The 20,221-nt window shown below is 63.9% G+C and carries 18 protein-coding genes; 8 read left to right on the top strand and 10 right to left on the bottom strand.

What is annotated here, in order from left to right; genetic code table 11:
• Positions 1 to 81 precede the first annotated feature (81 nt).
• Positions 82 to 2,259 carry a TRAP transporter permease gene (locus tag KUV38_RS13730; RefSeq protein ID WP_261385226.1) on the top strand — a complete coding sequence of 726 codons (2,178 nt, stop codon included), beginning with the start codon at positions 82 to 84 and terminating at the stop codon, positions 2,257 to 2,259.
• Positions 2,260 to 2,320: 61 nt separating this feature from the next.
• Here the strand turns inward: KUV38_RS13730 and KUV38_RS13725 are convergent, their stop codons facing one another.
• The 10 genes from KUV38_RS13725 to KUV38_RS13680 all read right to left on the bottom strand — a co-directional run bounded on the left by KUV38_RS13725 (position 2,321) and on the right by KUV38_RS13680 (position 12,263).
• Positions 2,321 to 2,482 (bottom strand): hypothetical protein, encoded by a 162-nt coding sequence (locus KUV38_RS13725; protein WP_222470587.1) that lies wholly within the window; start codon positions 2,480 to 2,482, stop codon positions 2,321 to 2,323.
• A gap of 15 nt (positions 2,483 to 2,497) precedes the next feature.
• A complete protein-coding gene (locus tag KUV38_RS13720) occupies positions 2,498 to 3,847 on the bottom strand; it encodes an amidase (RefSeq protein ID WP_222470586.1) in 1,350 nt (449 codons plus the stop codon).
• Positions 3,837 to 5,255, bottom strand: coding sequence for a TRAP transporter large permease subunit (locus KUV38_RS13715; RefSeq protein WP_222470585.1), 1,419 nt, complete (start codon positions 5,253 to 5,255; stop codon positions 3,837 to 3,839). The genes KUV38_RS13720 and KUV38_RS13715 overlap by 11 nt, the downstream gene beginning before the upstream one ends.
• Complete coding sequence (locus KUV38_RS13710; protein ID WP_213545179.1) at positions 5,252 to 5,836, bottom strand: TRAP transporter small permease subunit; 585 nt, start codon at positions 5,834 to 5,836, stop codon at positions 5,252 to 5,254. Before KUV38_RS13710 ends, KUV38_RS13715 begins: the two co-directional genes overlap by 4 nt.
• A gap of 74 nt (positions 5,837 to 5,910) precedes the next feature.
• Positions 5,911 to 7,035 carry a TRAP transporter substrate-binding protein gene (locus KUV38_RS13705; RefSeq protein WP_222470584.1) on the bottom strand — a complete coding sequence of 375 codons (1,125 nt, stop codon included), beginning with the start codon at positions 7,033 to 7,035 and terminating at the stop codon, positions 5,911 to 5,913.
• A gap of 275 nt (positions 7,036 to 7,310) precedes the next feature.
• The gene (locus KUV38_RS13700; protein WP_222470583.1) at positions 7,311 to 8,183 is read right to left on the bottom strand and encodes an NAD(P)-dependent oxidoreductase; all 873 of its coding nucleotides are present in this window, start codon (positions 8,181 to 8,183) and stop codon (positions 7,311 to 7,313) included.
• 4 nt (positions 8,184 to 8,187) lie between these two features.
• Positions 8,188 to 9,474 (bottom strand): TRAP transporter large permease, encoded by a 1,287-nt coding sequence (locus KUV38_RS13695; protein ID WP_222470582.1) that lies wholly within the window; start codon positions 9,472 to 9,474, stop codon positions 8,188 to 8,190.
• A complete protein-coding gene (locus KUV38_RS13690) occupies positions 9,471 to 10,037 on the bottom strand; it encodes a TRAP transporter small permease (RefSeq protein ID WP_222470581.1) in 567 nt (188 codons plus the stop codon). Before KUV38_RS13690 ends, KUV38_RS13695 begins: the two co-directional genes overlap by 4 nt.
• 97 nt (positions 10,038 to 10,134) lie before the next feature.
• The gene (locus tag KUV38_RS13685) at positions 10,135 to 11,118 is read right to left on the bottom strand and encodes a TRAP transporter substrate-binding protein (RefSeq protein WP_261384786.1); all 984 of its coding nucleotides are present in this window, start codon (positions 11,116 to 11,118) and stop codon (positions 10,135 to 10,137) included.
• A 62-nt stretch (positions 11,119 to 11,180) separates the two neighbouring features.
• Positions 11,181 to 12,263: a 4-hydroxythreonine-4-phosphate dehydrogenase PdxA gene (locus KUV38_RS13680; RefSeq protein ID WP_222470580.1), complete on the bottom strand. Its 1,083-nt coding sequence runs from the start codon at positions 12,261 to 12,263 to the stop codon at positions 11,181 to 11,183.
• Between the two features lie 101 nt (positions 12,264 to 12,364).
• Here KUV38_RS13680 and KUV38_RS13675 point away from each other — a divergent pair, with 101 nt between their 5' ends.
• The 7 genes from KUV38_RS13675 (at position 12,365) to KUV38_RS13645 (ending at position 20,077) form a co-directional block, all read left to right on the top strand.
• A complete protein-coding gene (locus KUV38_RS13675; RefSeq protein WP_222470579.1) occupies positions 12,365 to 13,039 on the top strand; it encodes a GntR family transcriptional regulator in 675 nt (224 codons plus the stop codon).
• 217 nt (positions 13,040 to 13,256) lie between these two features.
• Positions 13,257 to 14,195, top strand: a complete 939-nt coding sequence (locus tag KUV38_RS13670; RefSeq protein ID WP_222470578.1) for a LysR family transcriptional regulator — start codon at positions 13,257 to 13,259, stop codon at positions 14,193 to 14,195.
• 102 nt (positions 14,196 to 14,297) lie between these two features.
• Positions 14,298 to 15,815, top strand: coding sequence for an alpha-N-arabinofuranosidase (locus KUV38_RS13665; RefSeq protein WP_222470577.1), 1,518 nt, complete (start codon positions 14,298 to 14,300; stop codon positions 15,813 to 15,815).
• Between the two features lie 51 nt (positions 15,816 to 15,866).
• A complete protein-coding gene (locus tag KUV38_RS13660; RefSeq protein WP_222470576.1) occupies positions 15,867 to 16,952 on the top strand; it encodes an ABC transporter ATP-binding protein in 1,086 nt (361 codons plus the stop codon).
• Between the two features lie 50 nt (positions 16,953 to 17,002).
• On the top strand, positions 17,003 to 18,280 hold the full coding sequence (locus tag KUV38_RS13655) for an extracellular solute-binding protein (protein WP_222470575.1): 1,278 nt from the start codon (positions 17,003 to 17,005) through the stop codon (positions 18,278 to 18,280).
• Positions 18,281 to 18,368: 88 nt separating this feature from the next.
• A complete protein-coding gene (locus KUV38_RS13650; protein WP_222470574.1) occupies positions 18,369 to 19,256 on the top strand; it encodes a carbohydrate ABC transporter permease in 888 nt (295 codons plus the stop codon).
• On the top strand, positions 19,253 to 20,077 hold the full coding sequence (locus KUV38_RS13645) for a carbohydrate ABC transporter permease (RefSeq protein WP_222470573.1): 825 nt from the start codon (positions 19,253 to 19,255) through the stop codon (positions 20,075 to 20,077). Before KUV38_RS13650 ends, KUV38_RS13645 begins: the two co-directional genes overlap by 4 nt.
• The last annotated feature ends 144 nt before the right edge of the window (positions 20,078 to 20,221 follow it).

Here is a 20,221-nt window from a genome sequence, read left to right as displayed (position 1 = left end):
GCCTGCTTCCGGGCGCGGATGGCCGAGTTTACCTCCGTCCGCGCCCTCTTTGTATCAACTGCCGACACCGGGTAATCTGCAATGAGCCACCCTTCCGACACCGACCACACATCCGATGACCTCTCGATGATCGAGCAGGAGACCGCGCGGGCCAATGTCGATGCGGAGCCGCTTGCGGGCAACCAGCGCGACTTCTCCGGCACGCGGCACTGGGTCATCGCCGCCGCCTGCGTGGCCTATTCGGTGTTCCACCTGCTGGTGATGAACGTATATCCCTTGGAGACATGGGCCTACCGCCTCAGCCACGTCGGCGGCGGCCTGATCCTCGGCTTCCTGCTCTTCGGCTCCACGGCCATGACCCTGACGCCACCCGAGGCGCAGCGCCGCAACCCGCTCGGCCTCGCCATGTTGGCCCTCGCTGCGGCAGGCATCCTTTACGGTCTCATCGGCGTCACAGCCGTCTGGATCAATGGCACCGTGATGGGCGAGATGCTGCCCCCTGCATGGGCGATGTCCAGCTTCGGTATCCCGCTCACCCTCGGCACCGCAGCGGCAATCCTGCACAGCTGGGTCTTTCCGCAGGGTGACCGCACCCGCTTCGCCCCCGCCGATGTTCTGCTGGCGCTCGCCGCACTCACCGCGACGGCCTACCTGATCTTCTTCTCGCGCCAACTCCAGCTGCGCGCCGGGATGCCCATGGCCCTGCCGGGCGACATGTGGTCGGCGGTGACCGGCGTGTTGCTCATCATCGAGCTGACCCGCCGCCTCGCAGGCATGGCGCTGGTCATCATCGCCTCGATCTTCGTGGCCTATGCCTTCCTCGGGCCATGGCTACCGGGCATCTTCGAACATCGCGGCTATGACGCGAAGCGCTTCTTCTCCTACATCTTCACCGACAATGGCATCCTCTCCGCGCCCATCGCCATCAGCTCGACCTACATCATCCTCTTCGTGATCTTCGCGGCCTTCCTCCAGACCACGCGGGTGGGCGAGTATTTCGTCAACCTCGCCTTCGCCGCCGCAGGCCACAGGCGTGGCGGCCCGGCCAAGGTTGCGATCTTCGCCTCCGGCCTCATGGGCATGATCAACGGCACATCGGCGGGCAACGTGGTCGCCACCGGCTCGCTGACCATCCCGATGATGAAGAAGGTCGGCTACCGCCCGCAAACCGCCGCCTCGGTCGAGGCCGCTGCGTCGACCGGCGGGCAGATCATGCCGCCGATCATGGGGGCAGGGGCCTTCATCATGGCCGAGATCACCGGCATCGCCTACATGGACATTGTCGCCGCCGCGATCATCCCCGCCGCGCTCTACTTCATCTCGGTCTACTTCATGGTCGATCTCGCCGCGCTCAAGGCCGACATGAAGGGCCTGCCCCGCGACCAACTGCCCAAGCTCGGCGTGCTGACCCGCCAGATCTACCTGCTAACGCCCATCGTGGTGCTGATCTACGCGCTCTTCGCCGGATACTCGGTCATCCGTTGTGGCACCCTGGCCATGATAACCGCTGCTGTCGTCTCTTGGCTCACGCCGCACAGAATGGGGCCGAAGCAGCTGTTTCACGCCCTCGACAGCGGGGCGCGGATGGTGCTGCAACTGGTCGCCGTCTGCGCCACGGCGGGCATCATCGTCGGCGTCATCGCCCTCACCGGCATCGGCTCGCGGTTCTCTACCGTGCTGCTGGCGCTGGCCGACCAAAGCCAGATCCTCGCGCTGTTCTTCGCCATGGTCGTCTCGATCGTGCTGGGCATGGGCATGCCCACCACCGCCGCCTATGCCGTAGCCGCCAGCGTGATCGCCCCAGGCGTGGTCAACCTCGGCGTCGAGCCGCTGATCGCCCATCTCTTCATCTTCTACTTCGCGGTCATGTCGGCCATCACCCCGCCCGTTGCGCTCGCCTCCTATGCAGGCTCCGCGCTGGCGGGCTCAGACCCGGTGAAGACCAGCGTCGAGAGCTTCCGCATCGGCCTCGCGGCCTTCGTAGTGCCCTACATGTTCTTCTTCTCCCCGGCGATGTTGCTTCAGGGCAGTTGGTTCGAGATCGCCCATATCGCCGCAACGGCGGTGGTGGGCGTCTACCTGCTGTCGTGCGCGGTGCAGGGCTGGTTCGTCGGCCGGGCTGGCGCAGCTGTGCGGGTCGCGCTGGCCATCGGCGGGCTGAGCATGATCGCGGGCGGCTGGCTCACCGACGGCATCGGCCTCGGTGTCGCGGCGCTGGCCTTCTTCTGGCAGAAGCACGCGGCGGGGCAGGCCGCCTGACGAGTTTCGCGGTGGCGGCGCGCCAGAGCGCGTCGCCGGGCCATTTCGATGAACGGCCTCCCTAATCGCGCCGATTGAAGATCGTGGTGATGAAGTCATAGGCGACCAGCGCCAGCGTCAGCAGGATGACCACGACCAGATCAGGGCTGGGCACTTCAAAGGCCAGGATTCCGGCAAAGGCGGCGAAGACCGCAAAGGCGAGGAAGGCGAGAATTGCATTCATGTTCCGTTGGTCCTTTCACTCACTCATTCGTTCATAGAGCCATCGCGCCGAGCGCAGGAGGCGTCCGTCCTCTCCGCGCCGCCCCACCAGTTGCACGCCCATCGGCAACCCGTTCGAGGCGGTCAGCAGAGGCAGGGTGACGGCGGGCGTGCCGCAGAGCGTCCAGAGCCCGTTGAAGATCGCGTCCCCGGTCGAGCCAAGACCCTCGGGCGCGGGGCCGGGGGCTGCGGGGCAAAGGATCGCGTCACAGCGCGTGAAGATCTCATCCAGCCCGGCGTTCAGGATGCCGGGCCAGTCGAGCGCAGCGAGGTAGTCCCGCGCCGGGGTGGCGGCGCCCTCGCGGATCGCCTCCAGTGTCACCGCGCCAAGTGTTTCGGCCCCGTCCCGCTCGTAGCGGTAGTAGTTGCGCGACATCTCGGCAAAGTTGATCCGCGCCCGCTGAGCTGCGGCCTCGTTAAAGATCGGGGGCAGTTCCACCGCAAAGGCCTGCTCGCCCAGCTCTTCTTCCAGCGCCAGAAAGGCCTCCTTGAGGTCGTCATGCGCCCCGTCCCAGCCGGGCGGGCGCACCACGGCAAAAACCGGGGGCATGGGCGGGGCCGAGAGGGCCGTGCGTTCCATCGACGGGTGCGGCGCGGGGCGAGTGGCACTGTCTGCCGGGTCGTAGCCGCAGAGCACATCGGCCAGCATCGCCGCACCTGTTGGGTCAGTCGCGAACACGCCGAGCGTGTCCAGCGTCTGCGACTGCATCAGCACGCCCCGCCGCGAGATTGCGCCGAATGTGGGCTTGAAGCCGGTGACGCCGCAGAAGGAGGCAGGCCTGATCACCGAGCCGCCGGTCTGCGTGCCTACCGCCAGCGGCACCATCCCATCCGCCACCGCCGCCGCCGAGCCGGAGGACGAGCCGCCGGGCGTGTGCGCAAGGTTGTGCGGGTTGCGCGTGCGGCCGGGGTGCATGAAGGCCAGCTCGGTCGAAACCGTCTTGCCCATGATGATCGCCCCCGCCGCCTTCAGCTTTTCGACAATCGCGGCGTCCTGCATCGGCACCCGGCCCGCATCGAGCGCGCAACCGTTCTCGGTGGGCATCCGGGCGGTGTCGATCACGTCCTTCAGCCCCACCGGCAGCCCGTGGAGCGGCCCGATCGGGCGGCCCGAGCGGCGCATCTCGTCCATCACCTTGGCCTGATGCCGGGCGAAGCCCGCGTCGAAAAAGGCCCAAGCCCCCACTTCCGCCTCCCGCGCCTCGATCCGCGCGATGCAGGCCTCGACCAGCGTGATCGCATCGAGCGCGCCAGAGGCCAGCCGGTCCCTCAGCGCCACCGCGCCAAGGGCCATCAGGCTGGTCGCATTCGCCCCGTCAGCGGCCATAGAACAGCTCCGGCAGATAGAAGACGACCTGCGGGAAGACATACATCAGCACCATCGACACGAGGACACAGAACAAGAAGGGCATGACCCCCGAGAAGATCTGCGTAAGCCGCACCTCCGGCGGGGCGATGCCCTTGAGGTAATAGGCCGACATCGCCATTGGCGGCGTCAAGAAGCTGGTCTGCAGGTTCAGCGCCACGAGGATACCGAAGAACAGCGGATCGACCTCGAAGATCGCCAGCAGCGGCAGGAAGATCGGCACGAAGATGATGATGATCTCCGACCATTCCAGCGGCCAGCCGAGCAGGAAGATGATGAGCTGCGCTAGGATCAGGAACATCAGCGGCGAGAGGTTCAGCGACTGCACGAACTCCGAGATCACATGCTCGCCGCCGAGGTAGGAGAACACCGCCGAGAACACGTAGGAGCCGACGAAGAGCCAGCAAACCATCGCCGTAGTGCGCACCGTCAGATAGACGCTCTCGCGCAGCCGCTGCCATGTCATCGCGCGGTAGACAAAGGCCAGAAGGATGCCGCCCAGCGCGCCGATCGAGGCCGCCTCGGTCGGTGTGGCGAGGCCGAAGAGGATCGAACCGAGCACCGCGAGGATCAGGAAGGCCAGCGGCAGGAAAGACGTGACGATCATCATCCAGAGCTTGCCCAGCGGCATGTCGGGCACTTCATCCTTGCTCGGGCGCGGGGCGACCGAGGGTTGCAGGATCGACCGGCCGATGACGTAGACCAGGTAGAGCCCCACCAGCACCAGCCCCGGCAATAGCGCCGCCGCGTAGAGACGCACGATCGAAACGCCCGAGGCTGCCGCATAGACGATCAGCATGATCGACGGCGGGATCAGGATGCCCAGCGTCCCGCCCGCGCAGATGATGCCGCTGGCAAACGACGGGTTGTAACGCGCCTTCAGCATCTGCGGCAGGGCCAGCAGGCCCATCAGCGTGACCACCGCGCCCACGATCCCGGTGGCGGTGGCAAAGAGCGCGCAAGTGATCAGCGCCGCCACCCCCATCGAGCCGGGCAAATCCTTCGAGGCGATGTTGAGAGTCGAGAACAGGCGGTCGACGATATTGGCCCGCTCCACGATGTATCCCATGAAGAGGAACAGCGGCACCGCCGTGAGCACCTCGTTCGACATGACCGTGTAGGTCTGGTTCACGAAGAGGTCGAATATTCGGTTGTTTATGAATCCCTCCAACCATGTCGACCATGAGTCCCAGGTCGAGGCGGTCTCGTCCAACCGGTCGAAGCTGCGCCACATCCGGCGAGCGTCGAAATAGGCGTAGTAACCAAAGCCGATACCCATGGCCATCAGGGTGAAGGCGATGGGAAAGCCGAGGAACACGAAGACGATGAACAGCCCCAGCATCATCAGGGCGATTTGCGGGTCCGTCATGGATGAGCGTCCTTCTCGGCCTCTGCGGCCTGTTTCATCAGGAGGTCTTCAGTCTCGAAGACATCTTCCTCGGCCTGAAGCCATTCATTGGTGCGGATCGCCAGAAGGCAGCGGCAGACCTGCGCGATGCCCTGGATGAACAGCAGGATGCCGGCCGCCACGATCACCGTCTTGAACTGGTAGATCGGCACGCCTGCCGGGCTGTTGATGCTGACCTCGCCGTATTGCCAGGAGCGGGCGGCGTATTTCCAGCCCGAGATGATCAGGGCCAACACGCCGGGAAAGAAGAACAGGAAGTAGAGCACGAGGTCAAGCTTGGCCTGGGTCTTCGGCTGCCACAGCCGATACAGGAAGTCGCCCCGCACATGCCCCCCGCGCGAGAGCGTGTAGGCCCCCGCCATCATGAACATGGTGCCGTACATGATGAAACTCACGTCGAGCGCCCACGCCGTCGGCGCGTTCAGCACGTAGCGCACGAAAACCTCGTAGCCCGTGCCCACAGCCATCAGGATGATGAGCCAGGCAAAGGCCTTGCCGAACCAGGCCGACAGGTTGTCGGCAAACCGAATGAACCCGATCAAGGTTGTCCCCTCCCCACAGTCAATTTCCCCGGCGCGGAACCGCCGCGCCGGGGAGTTTTGTCAGGCCAATTGGCTCAGAGGGCCAGCTTGCCCGGGAAGTAGTGCTCGAAAGCGAGGGCGTAGTCGGGCGCGTTCATCAGCTCGTAGTAGGCCACCTTCTCGACCCACTCGCGCTGGCTGTCGAGGCAGCGCTTCATGAACTCGTCCTGCTCCAGCTCGGGGATCAGCTCATCCCATGCTTTCAGCTGGGCATCGAGGATTTCCTTCGATGTCCGCTTCACGGTCACGCCCGCCTCCTGCAACTCGGCCAGGTCGGTCGAGTACTGGCGCATCGCCTTGGCGGTGTTCGCCGTCGAGGCGGCTTCCACGGCGTATTTCATGATCGCCTGAAGGTCCGGGTCGAGGTCTTCGAGGAAGGTCCGCGAGAACAGGAACTCAAAGCTCTCCGAGGCCTGGTGATAGGACGACAGGTAGTAGTTCGTCGCCACGTCCTGCGCCCCAAAGCGGCGGTCCGAGGTCGGGTTGTTGAACTCGAAGGCGTCGATCACGCCGCGCTCCATCGCCGGAACGATCTCGCCGCCGGGCAACTGTGCGACCGACATGCCGAGCTTCTGCATCAGGTCGGCCGCCAGGCCCACTGTGCGATACTTGAAGCCCTGAAGGTCGGCCACCGTGTTGACCTCGCCTTTGAACCAGCCGAACGGTTGCGCGAACATCGGGAAGCCCATGTAGCCGACGATATCGAGGCCCATGATGTCCTGGGTCAGCTCGCGGTAAAGCTCCGCGCCACCGCCCTCATAGAACCAGCTCAGCATCGTGGTGGCCGAGCCGCCGAACACCGGGCCGGTGCCGAAGAGCGAGGCCGCCTTGTTCTTGCCGTACCAGTAGACCGGTACCGAGTGCGCGGCGTCGAGCAGCCCGTCGTTCACGGCGTCCAGAACCTGGAACGCGGCCACAACGGCGCCCGCAGGCAGAACATCGACCTTGAGCCGCCCGCCAGACATTTCGTCAACGCGCATGGCGTAGTCCTTGGCGAACTCGTCCCAGATGTCGGACGCGGGCCAGGATGTTTGCATCTTCACGACGATCGGCGACTGGGCCAGAACGGCCGGAGCCGCCAGCACGGCACCCGTGGCCGCAGTTCCCGCCAAGGCGCTTTTCTTCAAAAACGAGCGACGGTCATACTTTTGTGGTTTCATCTTTTCTCCTCCCTGAGAACACGTCTCGAATGTGCAACCTCATGGTTGCAGCAGCCCGATCTGTGCGCTTGTCATGTTAACTCATCGCGACAACGTCTCAAGAAAAAGCTTTCGGGCTCATGCAAACGTCAGAGCCGCATCTCCTTTGCAGGCGCAGAAAAAGTCCGGGTAGGGATGAGGGTGATCGCGGTTTTTCCCGCCCGGCGCGCTTCACGGCAGACAAACCAAAAGGCACACGTCCGCCGCCCCTCAGGGCCCAGAGGGACGAGCCCTTTTCAGCCCTTGTTCTTCGAAGCTGGTTGCAGCATGCGGCTGATGAACTCGTCGCCGCGGCCCTCTTCCACGTGCCGCAACATCACGGCATGGGCCGCGCGGCCCACCTCGGCCTCGGGGCCGAGGGTTGCCAAGGCATACCGCAGGTCTTTTTCGCCATTTCGGATGGTAAACCGTGCGCCATCGAAGTCGCCTTGAAGCGCCGGGCCCACTGCCTTCTCCAGCGTGCCCGAGCGGGCGGCCCCTGTGCACATCACATCGTAAAGCGCCTGCCAGTCTACGCCCAGCCTGCGGGCGGCGGTGTAGGATTCCGCGAGCAGGGTCATGGTGCCTTGCGTCACGAGGTTGTTCATCAGCTTGGCGGTATGGCCGGTGCCGACCTCGCCGAACCTGCGCACAACGCGCGAGTACTTCGAAACAACCGCCTTCACCCGCTCAAACGCATCCTCTCGGCACCCCACCAGCGAGGCCAGCTCACCCGCCTCGGCCTGCGCGGGGCTGCCGGTGACCGGCGCGTCGGCAAATGTCACGCCGCGCGCGTCCAACTTTGCCGCAACGCGGCGGGTGACTTCGGGGTCCGACGTGGTGGTGTCGATCCAGAGCGCCCCGGGCGAGAGGGATAGAAGGATCTCCTCGGCGCAGGCTTCCACCGCCGGGCCATCGGGCAGGCATGTGAGCACCACATCGACCGATGCGGCAAGGTCTGCGGCGGAGCCCGCTTCCGTTGCGCCCTCGGCAATCAGCCGGTCCACCGTCTCGCGTTTTCGATGCGCCAGCACCGTCACAGCGTGGCCGGTGCGCAGCAGGCTGGCGGCCATGCCCCCGCCCATCATTCCGGCGCCGATCACGCCGATCGAGGGTTTGCTATCGGTCATCTCGTTACGGCCCATACAATGCGTTCACCAGCGAGAGTGACACGGCAGGCACGTAGGTGACCAGCAGCAACACCAACACCAGCACGCCGATGAAGGGCAGGTTGGTCCGGGTGGTGCTCCACACGTCGGTCTTGGCAATCGAGCAGGCGGTAACCAGCACGCTGGCCACCGGCGGTGTCTGCTGGCCGAGGGCGATGTTCAGCGTCAGCAGGATGCCGAACTGGATCGGGTCGATGCCCAGCTGATTCACCAGCGGCATGAAGATCGGCACCGTCAGGATGATCGCCGCCGCGCCATGCAGCACCATGCCCACGAAGAGCAGAAAGACGTTGATGATCATCAGCACCGCCAGCGGATTGGTGGTGATCCCGGTGATGCCCTGCGCCAGCCGCTGCGGTAGCTCGGTTTCGGTCAGGTAAAGGCCCAGCACCGCGGAGGAGGCAACAAGCAGCATCACCACCGAGGTCTGGTTCACCCCGTCGACAAGCGCATCGTAGAGCTTGCGAAAGCTCAGCTCGCGGTAGATGAACCCGCCGATCAAGAGCGCCGCCAACACGGCCAGCCCCGCGCCCTCGGTCGCGGTGACGATGCCGCCGAAGATGCCGCCGAGAATGATGACCGGCAGGATCAGCGCCCAGATCGCGTCCTTGGTCGCCTGCCACAGGCGGCAGAGGCTGAAGCTCTCCTCGCGCGGCAGGTCGTAGCGCACGGCGAAGTAGTAGCTGAGCCCCATCAGCAGCGCCGCGCCAAGCAGGCCGGGTACAATGCCCGCGACGAAGAGCTTGACGATCGAGGTGTCCGACAGGGCGCCATAGAGGATCATCGGAATGGAAGGCGGAATGATGATCGCCAGCGAGGCAGTGGAGGAGGTCAGCGCGGCGGCAAAGCGCGGGGTATAGCCCTTCTTCTTCATCGCCGGGATCAGCACCGAGCCGGTGGCGGCCACATCGGCCACAGCGGAGCCGGAAATTTCGGCAAAGAACAGCGACACGCCCACGTTGACCATGGCCAGCCCGCCACGGACAAAGCCGATCAGCGCCGAGACAAAGGCGATCAGCCGGGTCGAGATGCCGCCGGTGTTCATCAGCGCCCCGGCGAGGATGAAGAGCGGGATGGCGATCAGCGGAAAGCTGGTGGCCCCGTCATAGAGCGAGAGCGCCGCGTTCAGAAAGCCAAGGTGGCCGTTGAGGATGAAAACCCCCATCAGGGCGCTGCCGAGGATCGCCACAGCGATGGGCACGCCAAAGCCGATCATCAGGAACATCGACAGAAGGATAAGGGCTTCGGTCATCTGTCTGTCTCCGTAGCGGCGCGGGTGCGGGCAAGCTCTGCCTCGGCGCGGGCAATCTCGTGCTGGATTTCGCGGGTTTCCGGGTCAACGCCCGAGCGGACAAGGGCCAAGCGCTTGGGCACCGTCAGCCCCCGGCCAAGCAGGATCAGCGCCGCACTCACCGGCAAAATGCCCTGCACAACGCTGCGCGGCACAAAGCGCAGGGTGGTCATGGTTTCGTTGCCGAAGATGCCAAGGATGGTCCAGCCGGCCCAGAGGACGATGGCGAAGATGGCGAAGAAGATCGCCTCCACCAGCCAGAACAGCGCCATGCGGCCCGGCAGCGGCAGGCCGAACATGAGCCCCGAGAACCCGAGGTGCGCATCGCGCAACACCGCAAGGGCCGCACCGCTGAAGGTGATCCAGGCCAAGAGCAGCACCGCGACCTCGTCATACCAGATCAGCGAGTTGCCCGAATAACGAAAGCCGACCGCCAGCAGCACGATCACCGCAAGGATGACGATCAGCGTGACGGTGAAGACTTGCAGGAGGATATCGAGCCAATGAATGACGCGGTCGAGCATTGCACGGTCCGTTTGCGAGAATGAGGGAGAGGAGCGTGGGGCGCATCACGGCTGCGATGCGCCCCGGTCCGACTGGGTCGGATCAGGTCTGTTCAGGTCAGGAGTCGCCGTCCGCGAGCGACAGGACCTGGTCGATCATCGCCTGGCCGCCTTCGACCTCTGCGGCGAATTTTTCGTAGAGCGGCGCGGAGGCTTCGACAAAGGCATCACGGTCGGCCACGTTGACCTCCATGCCGCCCTCTTCAAGCTCCTTCAGCAGCGCACCGTCCTGCTCCGCCCCCTGTTCGCGTGCCCAGAGCGCGACTTCCTGTGCGGTCTCGGTCAGAACCTGCTGGATTTCCGGGTCGAGCTTCTCGAAGGCCGCCACACCCACCGTCGGATAGGCGGGCGAGTAGACGTGGCCCGACATCGACAGGTATTTCTGCACCTCGTTCAGCTTGCCGCCCGCAATGTTGGTCAGCGGGTTTTCCTGCCCGTCGATCACGCCGGTCTGCAAGGCCACGAAGACCTCGGAGAACGACATTGGCGTCGGGTTGGCGCCGTATTCGCTGAACATGGCCACCCGCCAGGACGAGTTGGGCGTGCGGATCTTCAGCCCTTCGAGATCGGCGGGAGTGTTGATCGGGCGCTCGTTGTTGGTGATCTGGCGAAAGCCGTTCTCCCAAACCGCAAGCGGGCGATAGCCCTGCGCCTCGGCGGCAGGCACCAGCACGTCCTTGAAGAAGGTCTCGTCGATCCGGGCGAGATGATCGCGGTCGGCCACGAGGAACGGCAGGTCGAAGATCGCGTATTCGGCGGCGATCTCGGGCATGATCGAGGAGGGTAGCGTCAGGTGCATGGTGCCCAGCTTGATCTTCTGGAGCATGTCCTTGTCTTTGCCCAGCTGCGAGCTGTCAAAGACCTTGACGACAGCGGTGTCGCCCAGCTTTTCGTTGGCACGGCGGGCAAACTCGCTTGCGCTCTGTTGCTGAAGCGAGCCGGTTGCGGCGCTGATGCCGAAGATGATCTCTTCCTGCGCCACGGCCGTGCCGGCCATCATGGCGAGCGATGCGGCGCCGAAGATTGCGGCCTTGAGTTTCAATGGTCTTCCTCCCTTTGGTTGGTGGCGGTGCTGCCGCCGGTCAGGCCCTTCCGGGCCTGTGTTCAGCTCTGTGTCGCGTCCTCTAGTGCCGGGCCCCGGAACAGGGCGGTCATCTCTTCTGGCGACAGGTCCGCCGGGGCTTCGGCTCGCGCGGCGCGCGCGGCCAGCTTGCGCCCGAGCGCGACGGCGTTGAAGGTTGCCCCGGTATCGGCCACGCCCTGACCGGCGATGTCATAGGCTGTGCCATGTGCCGGGGTCACGATCGTAAACGGATAGCCCGCGATCAGCGTCACCCCGCGGTCGAAGCCGATCAGCTTCATCGCGATCTGGCCCTGATCATGGAACATGGTCAGCACCGCGTCGAACTCGCCCTTCAACGCCCGCACGAAGACAGTATCCGAAGGGATCGGCCCGGTCACGGCCATCTGGCGCGCCTGCGCTCTTTGCACCGCCGGAAGCAGCATGTCCTCGTCTTCGGTGCCAAAGTTGCGCCCGTCGCCTGCGTGTGGGTTGAGCGCCGCCACGCCGATGCGGGGCCGTTCGAACCCGGCGTTCTCCATGGTTTCCACCGTCAGGCAGAGCGCGTCGTAAATCCGGTCGGTGTTGAGTACATCGGCCACTTCGCGCAGCGGAATGTGCGATGTGACCCGCGCGTTCCAGACCTCGTCCAGCACGTTGAACTCTCGCCCGCTCCGCTTGGCGTCGATGGTGGCATTGATGAAGCCGATTTCGTCAACGTAGTCAGGCCGCGCTAGGCGCATCCCATGCTTGTTGAATGGGGTGAAAAAGGCGCAACCGGCAAGCCCGGCATTGGCCAGCCGCAGCGCGGCCGCGAAATTCTGCAATGAGGCGGCCCCGGTTTCGCGGCAGGATTCCCCAAGCTTAAGCGTCTCCGGGTCGCAATTGGCCATGTCCACCAGAACCGTGCACTCCGGCAGGCCATCGGCCGCCTGCTCCGGCGTCAGCACCGGCAGGTCGATCTCGAGGCCTGCGTGCCGCGCCCCCATGGCGAGCACCCGCGCGTCCCCGATCACGACCATATCGCCGCGGTTGGCCTCGGCATCCGCAATCACGCGGGCGCTCAGCTCCGGGCTGATTCCCCCTGCATCGCCTATGGCGAAAGCCACTCGCTGTTGGTGATTCATGTATTTCCTCATTTTGTATACGAAATACATTGCATGGCCTCGCCGCAGTTGGCAAGAGGTTCTATAGTTGCCGAGACGACGTAAGCCGGGAGCACAGTGGAATGGATAATGGTGGTGTCACGACGGGCGGCCCCGTCGCGATCCGAAAGCGGACCCTTCACGATCAAGTTGCCGACGGCATTCGAGATCTGATCATCGAGGGCTACCTCGAACCGGGCAGCCGAATTGACGAAACCCGCCTGATCGAGCAGCTTGAAGTGTCGCGTACGCCCTTCCGCGAGGCTCTGCGCACCCTGGCCGCCGAAGGGTTGGTGATCATCCGCCCCTCACGCGGGGCGGTGGTCCGCAAGCTGACCGCGCAAGACGTGTTTTCCATGCTCGAAGTGCTCGCCCACCTCGAAAAGCTCGCCGGCAACCTCACCTGCGAGCGCGCCAGCGACGAAGAGATCGAGGCCCTCCTGAGCCTGCACCGCGAGATGTTGGCGCTCTATGAAAAGCGCGAGCGGCTGGCCTACTACAAGCTCAACCAGGACTTCCACACCATGCTCTCCGAGCTGTCGGGCAACGAAACCCTGCAGGAAATGCAGCGCAACATTCAGGCCCGGCTGAAGCGCATCCGCTTCATGGGCAATCGTAAGCCGGAATATTGGGCCGCCGCCGTGGACGAACACGAGAAAATGGCCGAATGCCTCTCCCGCCGCGACGGCCCCGCCCTCGGCGACATCATGGCCGGCCACCTCATGAACACCTGGAACCGTGTGAAGAACAGCGTTTGAGCGGCGGGAATAGCGTGGAGTTCCGCTTTCGTCGGCTGGTGCTCCCTGCACAACGTGCCGCAATAGTGCGCCGGGCGTCACGCTAGGCCACCCGACCGGAACCGCTTCCAACTAAGCCTCTCCTCTCACAGCAGGGTCGGCATCTTGCGGGTATCGGTGCACACTGCCATCTAACGACCGCCGGAATGCGCCCGGCAACATGGAGGGGCCATCTACATTGGGACTTTATCTTCGCTCCCTCCGTCTGGTGCAGCTTCGGCTGGTGGCGGCCATTGCACGGCTCGGCAAGCTGCGGCTCGCGGCGGAAGCTTGCGGCATGACCACACCCGCTGCCTCGCGCATGCTGGCAGACCTCGAAACTCAGCTCACCACGGAGCTCTTCGAGCGCAGACCCAAAGGTATGGTGCCAACCCCGGCGGGTGAGGTGCTGGTTCGCCATGCGGCCCAGCTCGTCCGCGGCGCCGACGCGATGTCGGCAGAGTTCGATGCACATCTCGGTGGCGAGGGCGGGTCGGTGCGCGTTGGGGCGGTGACCGGCGGTGCATTGGCCGTCGTGATCCCGGCAGTTCTTGAGATGAAACGGCAGGCACCGCTGGTGGATGTGTCGCTGGATGTCTCCTCGTCGGCGCAACTGATGCACGGGCTCGAGCGCGGCGAGTTCGACTTCACGCTCAGCCGCATCGGCCCACACGACTACACACGCCAGTTCGATATCTTCCCGGCGCAGACGGAATCGGTCTTGCTCATGGTCCGCCGCGGCCACCCCATGGCCGAAGCCGGGCCTGTTGCGCTGGCCGACCTGCAGGGCGCGCTCTGGACAATGCAGGACCGTGGCGCGCCGATCCGCCATGCGCTCGAGATCGCCTTTCACGAAGAGGGGATCGACCTGCCCGAAAACCTGATCAAGACGGCCTCGGTCGTCGCGATCATGGCCCTTCTGCGCGACTCTGACGTCATCGCGGTGATCACGCAGGAGGTGGCCGACCTGCTCCTCTCACCGCCCTACAGCGCCGACTTGGTACTGCTCGACGTGCGCACCCCAATCACGATCGAACCCTATTGCGTGCTGAGCCCGCGTGATCGGATCGCGTCACCGGCTGCGCGCCGTCTGCTTGAGTTGGTCAAAGACCGTCTGGCCTCCAACAACGCCCGATAGATCGTTACCGATACTGTCAACGCGAGAGAGAGAAATGTAAATTTCTGTTAACGCGCTGACGACATAGCTTCCCGACCAACGAGATTCGCACCGGGAGGGGACATGAAGGCCCGCGCTACAATTCACCGCGATTACACCATCGCGCGCATCGACGACCGCCTGTATTCGGCCTTCATCGAACACATGGGGCGAGCAATCTACTCCGGCATCTACGAGCCGGACCATCCCACCGCCAACGCCCACGGCTTCCGCCAGGATGTGCTCGATCTCGTGCGCGGCCTGAAGATCCCCGCGATCCGCTACCCCGGTGGCAATTTCGTTTCCGCCTACAAGTGGGAAGACGGGATTGGCCCGCAGGATGAGCGCCCGGTGCGCCTCGACCTCGCGTGGCGCTCCAAGGAGACGAACCAGGTCGGCATCAACGAATTCGCCCATTGGGCCAAGGACGCCGATATCGAGATGATGCTCGCGGTCAATCTCGGCACCCGCGGCATCGAGGAGGCTCGCAACTTCGTCGAGTATTGCAACCACCCTTCCGGCACCCACTGGAGCGACCTGCGCCGCAGCCACGGCGTCGAAGACCCCTACGGCGTGAAAATGTGGTGCCTTGGCAACGAGATGGATGGCCCCTGGCAGATCGGCCACATGGAGGCGACCGAATACGGCCGGCTTGCGAACGAGACGTCAAAAGCCGTGAAGGCCTTCGGCGGTGGCATCGAAACTGTCGTCTGCGGCTCGTCGAACGACCAGATGCCGACCTACCCAAATTGGGAGCGGCAGGTGCTGGAGGAGTGCTACGAGAACGTCGATTACATCTCGCTGCACAAGTATTTCGGTAACTCCAGCCGCAATAGCCTCAACTACTTTGCCAAGATCGAGGAGACCGGGCGCTACATCCAGTCCATCGCCGGGGTGATCGACTACGTGAAGGCCAAGAAACGGGCGAAGAACGACATCTACATCTGCTTCGACGAGTGGAACGTCTGGTATCACAACCGCGAGCAGGACAGTAAAAACTGGCATTCGTGGGACTGGCCCGAGGCTCCGGCCTTGCTCGAGGAAGACTACAACCTCGAAGACGCAATCTTCGTCGGCGGTCTGCTGAACGAGTTCATCCGCCGCTCCGACCGGGTGAAAATCGCCTGCATCGCCCAGCTCGTGAACGTGATCGCGCCAATCCGCACCCTCAAGGGCGGTCCGGCCTGGGCAACGTCGATCTACTACCCCTACCAGTTCGCCAGCCTCTATGGCCGGGGGACGGCTCTGAATGTCGCGGTCGACGCGCCGCGCTATGATGCCGAGGCCGCTCAGGACGTGAGCTACCTCGATGTCGCTGCCGTCCTCGCACCTGACGGGAAGTCCATCACGGTCTTCGCGATCAACCGCAATCCGGACGAGGCGATGGAGCTCGATCTCTCGCTGCACGGCTTCAACGGGCTGACCCTGGTGGAGCACAAGGTAATGGGGGGCAACAGCGCCGATGCCCGGATCGCCAACACCTCCGAAGCCCCCGACAAGGTGTTGCCGCGAGACGGAGACAAGCTCGCCATCGTGGATGGGGCGGTTAAGGGCGAACTGCCTGCCTTCTCCTACACAATGGCCCGGTTCTCTGTGAGCTAGGTCGCAGAGCTGGGGGAGAGACATTTGGAGAATAACGAGGGGGGAGCAACGATGAAGGAAAAGGGCGTTCATCTCGAAGGCGTTGCCAAGACCTTTGGCGCGGTCGAAGTCATCAAGGGTGTCGACATGGACATCCACCGCGGCGAGTTTGCCGTGTTCGTCGGCCCGTCCGGCTGCGGCAAGTCCACGCTCTTGCGGATGATGGCGGGGCTGGAAGAAACCAGCGCTGGCACTATCCAGATCGGCGACCGAGACGTGACCGATGCCGACCCGGCCGACCGTGGCGTCGCGATGGTTTTCCAATCCTACGCGCTCTACCCGCACCTGTCGGTGTTCGAGAACATGGCCTTCTCCCTGCGCCTCGCACGGCGACCCAAGGCCGAGGTGAACGAAAAGGTCCGCGAGGCGGCGGGCATCCTTCAACTCATCGACCATCTCGACAAGAAGCCTGCCCAGCTTTCCGGCGGCCAACGGCAGCGCGTCGCGATCGGGCGCGCCATCGTCCGGGCGCCCGAAGTTTTTCTGTTCGACGAACCGCTCTCCAACCTCGACGCCGAGCTGCGCGTCGCCATGCGGCTGGAGCTCGCCCGGCTGCACAAAGCTCTTGGTGCGACGATGATTTACGTCACCCATGACCAGGTCGAGGCAATGACCTTGGCAGACAAGATCTTCGTGCTGCAGGGCGGCCACGTTCAGCAGTCCGGTGCGCCACTCGACCTCTATGAAGATCCCTCCAACCGGTTCGTGGCGGGTTTCATCGGATCGCCTTCGATGAACTTCTTCCCCGCAACTGTTGAAGCGGTGGCCCCCGACGGTGTCAGCGTTCGGCTGGACGGTCAGCCTGATCTCACGCTTCACATTCCGCTCGAGAGTCGCCCCGCGCCGGGCACGGCCCTGTCTCTGGGCATCCGGCCGGAGCATCTGACCCTGACCGAGGGGCAGGGCATGCGGGTCACCGTCGATGTGGCTGAAGAGCTTGGCGGCGTCTCCTACCAGCACGGCACTCTGGAGGGTGGCGATCCCGTCGTCTTCCAGCAAATCGGTGCCCGGCACCAGATGCACGGCACCACCCAGACACTCACCCCCGAAGACGGGAGGATCTTCGTCTTCGACACGGAAGGCGACCGCATCCGCTGACACACGGCGATGCACCAATACGCGACTGATAAAATGGAGGAGACCCAAAGATGACGACACGTTTCGGAAAACTCATAGGCGCCACGGCCCTTGCCTTCGGCCTGTCCGGCCCGGCCCTGGCGCAGGTCCAGGTCGAATGGTGGGACTTCCTCGCCGGCGGTGACGGCGTGCGCATGAAGGCTCTGATCGAGCAATTCAATGAGGAGCATCCCGACATCCAGATCAACGGCACAACGCTGGAGTGGGGCCTACCGTTCTACACCAAGGTGCGCACCTCGGTCGCCGTTGGCGAGGGCCCCGACATCATGACCTATCACCTCTCCCGCCTGCCGCTCGCGCTGGAGGAAGATGTGCTCTCGCCGATCACGGCGGAAGACCTCGAAACAGCCGGTCTCGCGACGGCAGATTTCTTCGAGTCCTCCATCACGGCGGCCTCCACCGACGATGGCCAGCTCATGGCGGTCCCCTTCGATATCCACGCCGTGGTGGTGCACTACAACCGCACAGCGCTCGAGGGCACCGAGTGGCTCGACGCTGACGGCAATCTCGCCGGGCTCGATTCCATCGAGAACATGACCGCGCTGCTGACCTGGGCCAAGGAGCAGGGCTACTCCGATCCGCTCAGCTTCCAATCCGAAGGCGGCGGCGGCACCTGGCGGATGTTCTACACGCTGTTCAAACAGCAGGGTGGCGAGATGCTGACCGACGGCGAAGTGCTGGCCGGTGACAACATGGACAAGGCCGTGACCGCGATCCAGACCCTGGCCGACTGGCGCGCCGCTGGCCTGATCCCCGAGCAGGCCGCCTACGAGGCCTCAGTGGCGCTGTTCTCCGGTGCCAAATCGGTGCTGCATATCAACGGCGTCTGGGAGGTCCCCACGTTCAAGGATCAGTCAGAGGCCGGTACGCTTGGCTTCGAGTGGTTTGCCAACGAGGTGCCGCAGATGATGGACCAGCCCGCCACTTGGGCCGACTCCCACGCCTTCGCCATTCCCAACGACCCGGAAATGAGCGAAGAGACCCGCGCTGCCGTGCTCACCGTGATCGGCTGGATGGAAAAGCATTCGCTCGCCTGGGCGGGTGCCGGCCACATCCCGGCCTACAAGCCAACCGTCGAGAGCGATGACTACGCCGCGCTGCAACCCAACTCGACCTATGCCTCGCTGGCCGACAATGCGGCTTTCGACCCGCGCTCAAAGATCGCCGGTGTCGCCTCGCCTATCTACGACGCTGTCGACAACCTGATCGCCCCGGCCGTTCACGGGTTCCTCAGTGCCGAAGACGCCGCCCAGCAGATGAAGGACCAACTCCAAGGTCTGCTGAACTGATCGGCTTTACTGGCCCGAAGTCATGCAAGGGGCGCAGTTGACTGTCTCCGCCCCTTGCACCCATCAACACGCCACGAGGGAGGCCGTGATGTCAAAAATGAACCGCCGCCGCCGCGAATTGCGCGCAGCGATCCTTTTGATCGCACCCTTCCTCTTCGTCTTTACGCTGTTCTTCCTCTATCCGACCTACAAGGTCATCGCGATGAGCTTCACCGATGCCCCGCTGATCGGAGAGGGCAACTGGGTCGGGCTGGCCAACTACACCAAGCTCTTGGGCGACAAGCTGTTCTACACCTCGGTCTGGAACAACTTCTACTTCGTGCTGCTCACCGTTATCCCGACGACGATCATCGCCATGCTCATCGCGCTTGCGGTCAGCAAGCTGAAAGGCCGCACGCAGGCCTTGGTCCTGACGCTGTTCTTCCTGCCCTATGTGCTGCCGGTTTCTGTGGTCACGATGATCTGGGCCTGGATGCTGGACTTCCAGTTCGGCGTGCTCCAGCCCCTGATCGCCGCCATCACCGGCAAGCCCGTCCCGGTATTCAAGAACCCCTACTGGGTCATGCCGATGATCGCGGTCGTCACGATCTGGTGGACCAACGGGTTCAACGTCCTGCTGCTGATCGCCGGTCTGCGCAACATCCCAGAAGATCTCTACGAGGCCGCCGCGCTCGACGGCGCCACGCCGTGGCAGCGCTTCTGGCGGGTCACCTGGCCGCTGCTCTGGCCGGTCACGGCGCTGGTGCTGACGCTGCAGCTGATCCTCCAGCTCAAGCTCTTCGATCAGGTCTACCTGCTCTCCAACGGCGGCCCCTTCAACTCGTCTTACGTGGTGCTGATGCAGATGTATCGTGAGGCTTTCCAGCTCAACAACGGCGGTTACGCTTCTGCCATCGCGATGGTGCTGTTCATGATCATCGTTGTGGTCTCGGTGCTTCAATTCCAGCTTCTGCGCATCGGAGGGCGCCGCAAATGACTGCCAAGCAGGGCCGTAACATCGCCTTCACAGCCATCGTGCTGATCGCTGCTGCGATCTGGTTCTTCCCGCTTTACTGGGCGCTCACCACCTCGCTCAGGAGCGAAAACCGCATCGTCTCGGACGCGGGTGTGCTGATCGACGAATTCAACCTCTCGGCCTACATCGAGGTCCTCTCCACCTCCAAACTGCCGATCTGGTACCTCAACTCGGTCGGTACCTCGCTGATCTCCACCTTCATCGTGCTGCTGACCGGCATGATGTGCGCCTACGCGCTGTCTCAGTTGAAGTTTCCCGGCCGCAGGCTGCTCTACCTGCTGGTGGTAGCCAGCTTCATGGTGCCGGTGCCAGCACTCTACGTGGCGCAATTCGTGCTGATGAGCGACTTGGGGCTCGTCAACACGTGGTGGGGCATCATCCTGCCGCAGTTGATCGTCCCGGTGGTCGTGATCGTCTACAAGCAGTTCTTCGACGCTATTCCGAAGGAGATGCGCGAGGCGGTCTTGCTCGATGGCGGTGGCGAATTCACCCTGCTGTTCAAGCTCTACCTGCCGCTGAACTGGGGCATCACCGCCGCGCTGGCGATCATCACCTTCATCAGCGTCTGGAACAACTTCTTCTGGCCGTTCCTCGTCGTCACCAGCGAAAGCATGATGACAATCCCCGTAGGGATCACTCAGGTGAATGATGCCTTCGGCGTGTTCTACGCCCGCATGATGGCGCTGGCCCTGCTCGCCGCAGCGCCGGTGATCATCGGCTACCTGATCTTCCAGAAGCGCGTGACCGAGGCCGTGATGATTTCTGCGGGGGTTAAAGGCTAGGCGCGCCGTTGGCCATACGGACAGCACGATCAAGTCGTGACAGTATTTGTGGCCGTCCGCCCAACTGATTGGTCCAGCGTAAGCACCAGCGCAGGATAGCCACGGTGCCAGCGAGACGTTGGTTTTAGTAACTCACGAAACCGC

The sequence above is a fragment of the Vannielia litorea genome, assembly GCF_019801175.1.
In the GTDB taxonomy this organism is placed as follows: domain Bacteria; phylum Pseudomonadota; class Alphaproteobacteria; order Rhodobacterales; family Rhodobacteraceae; genus Vannielia; species Vannielia litorea_B.
This window is presented reverse-complemented; position numbering and strand designations above follow the sequence as displayed.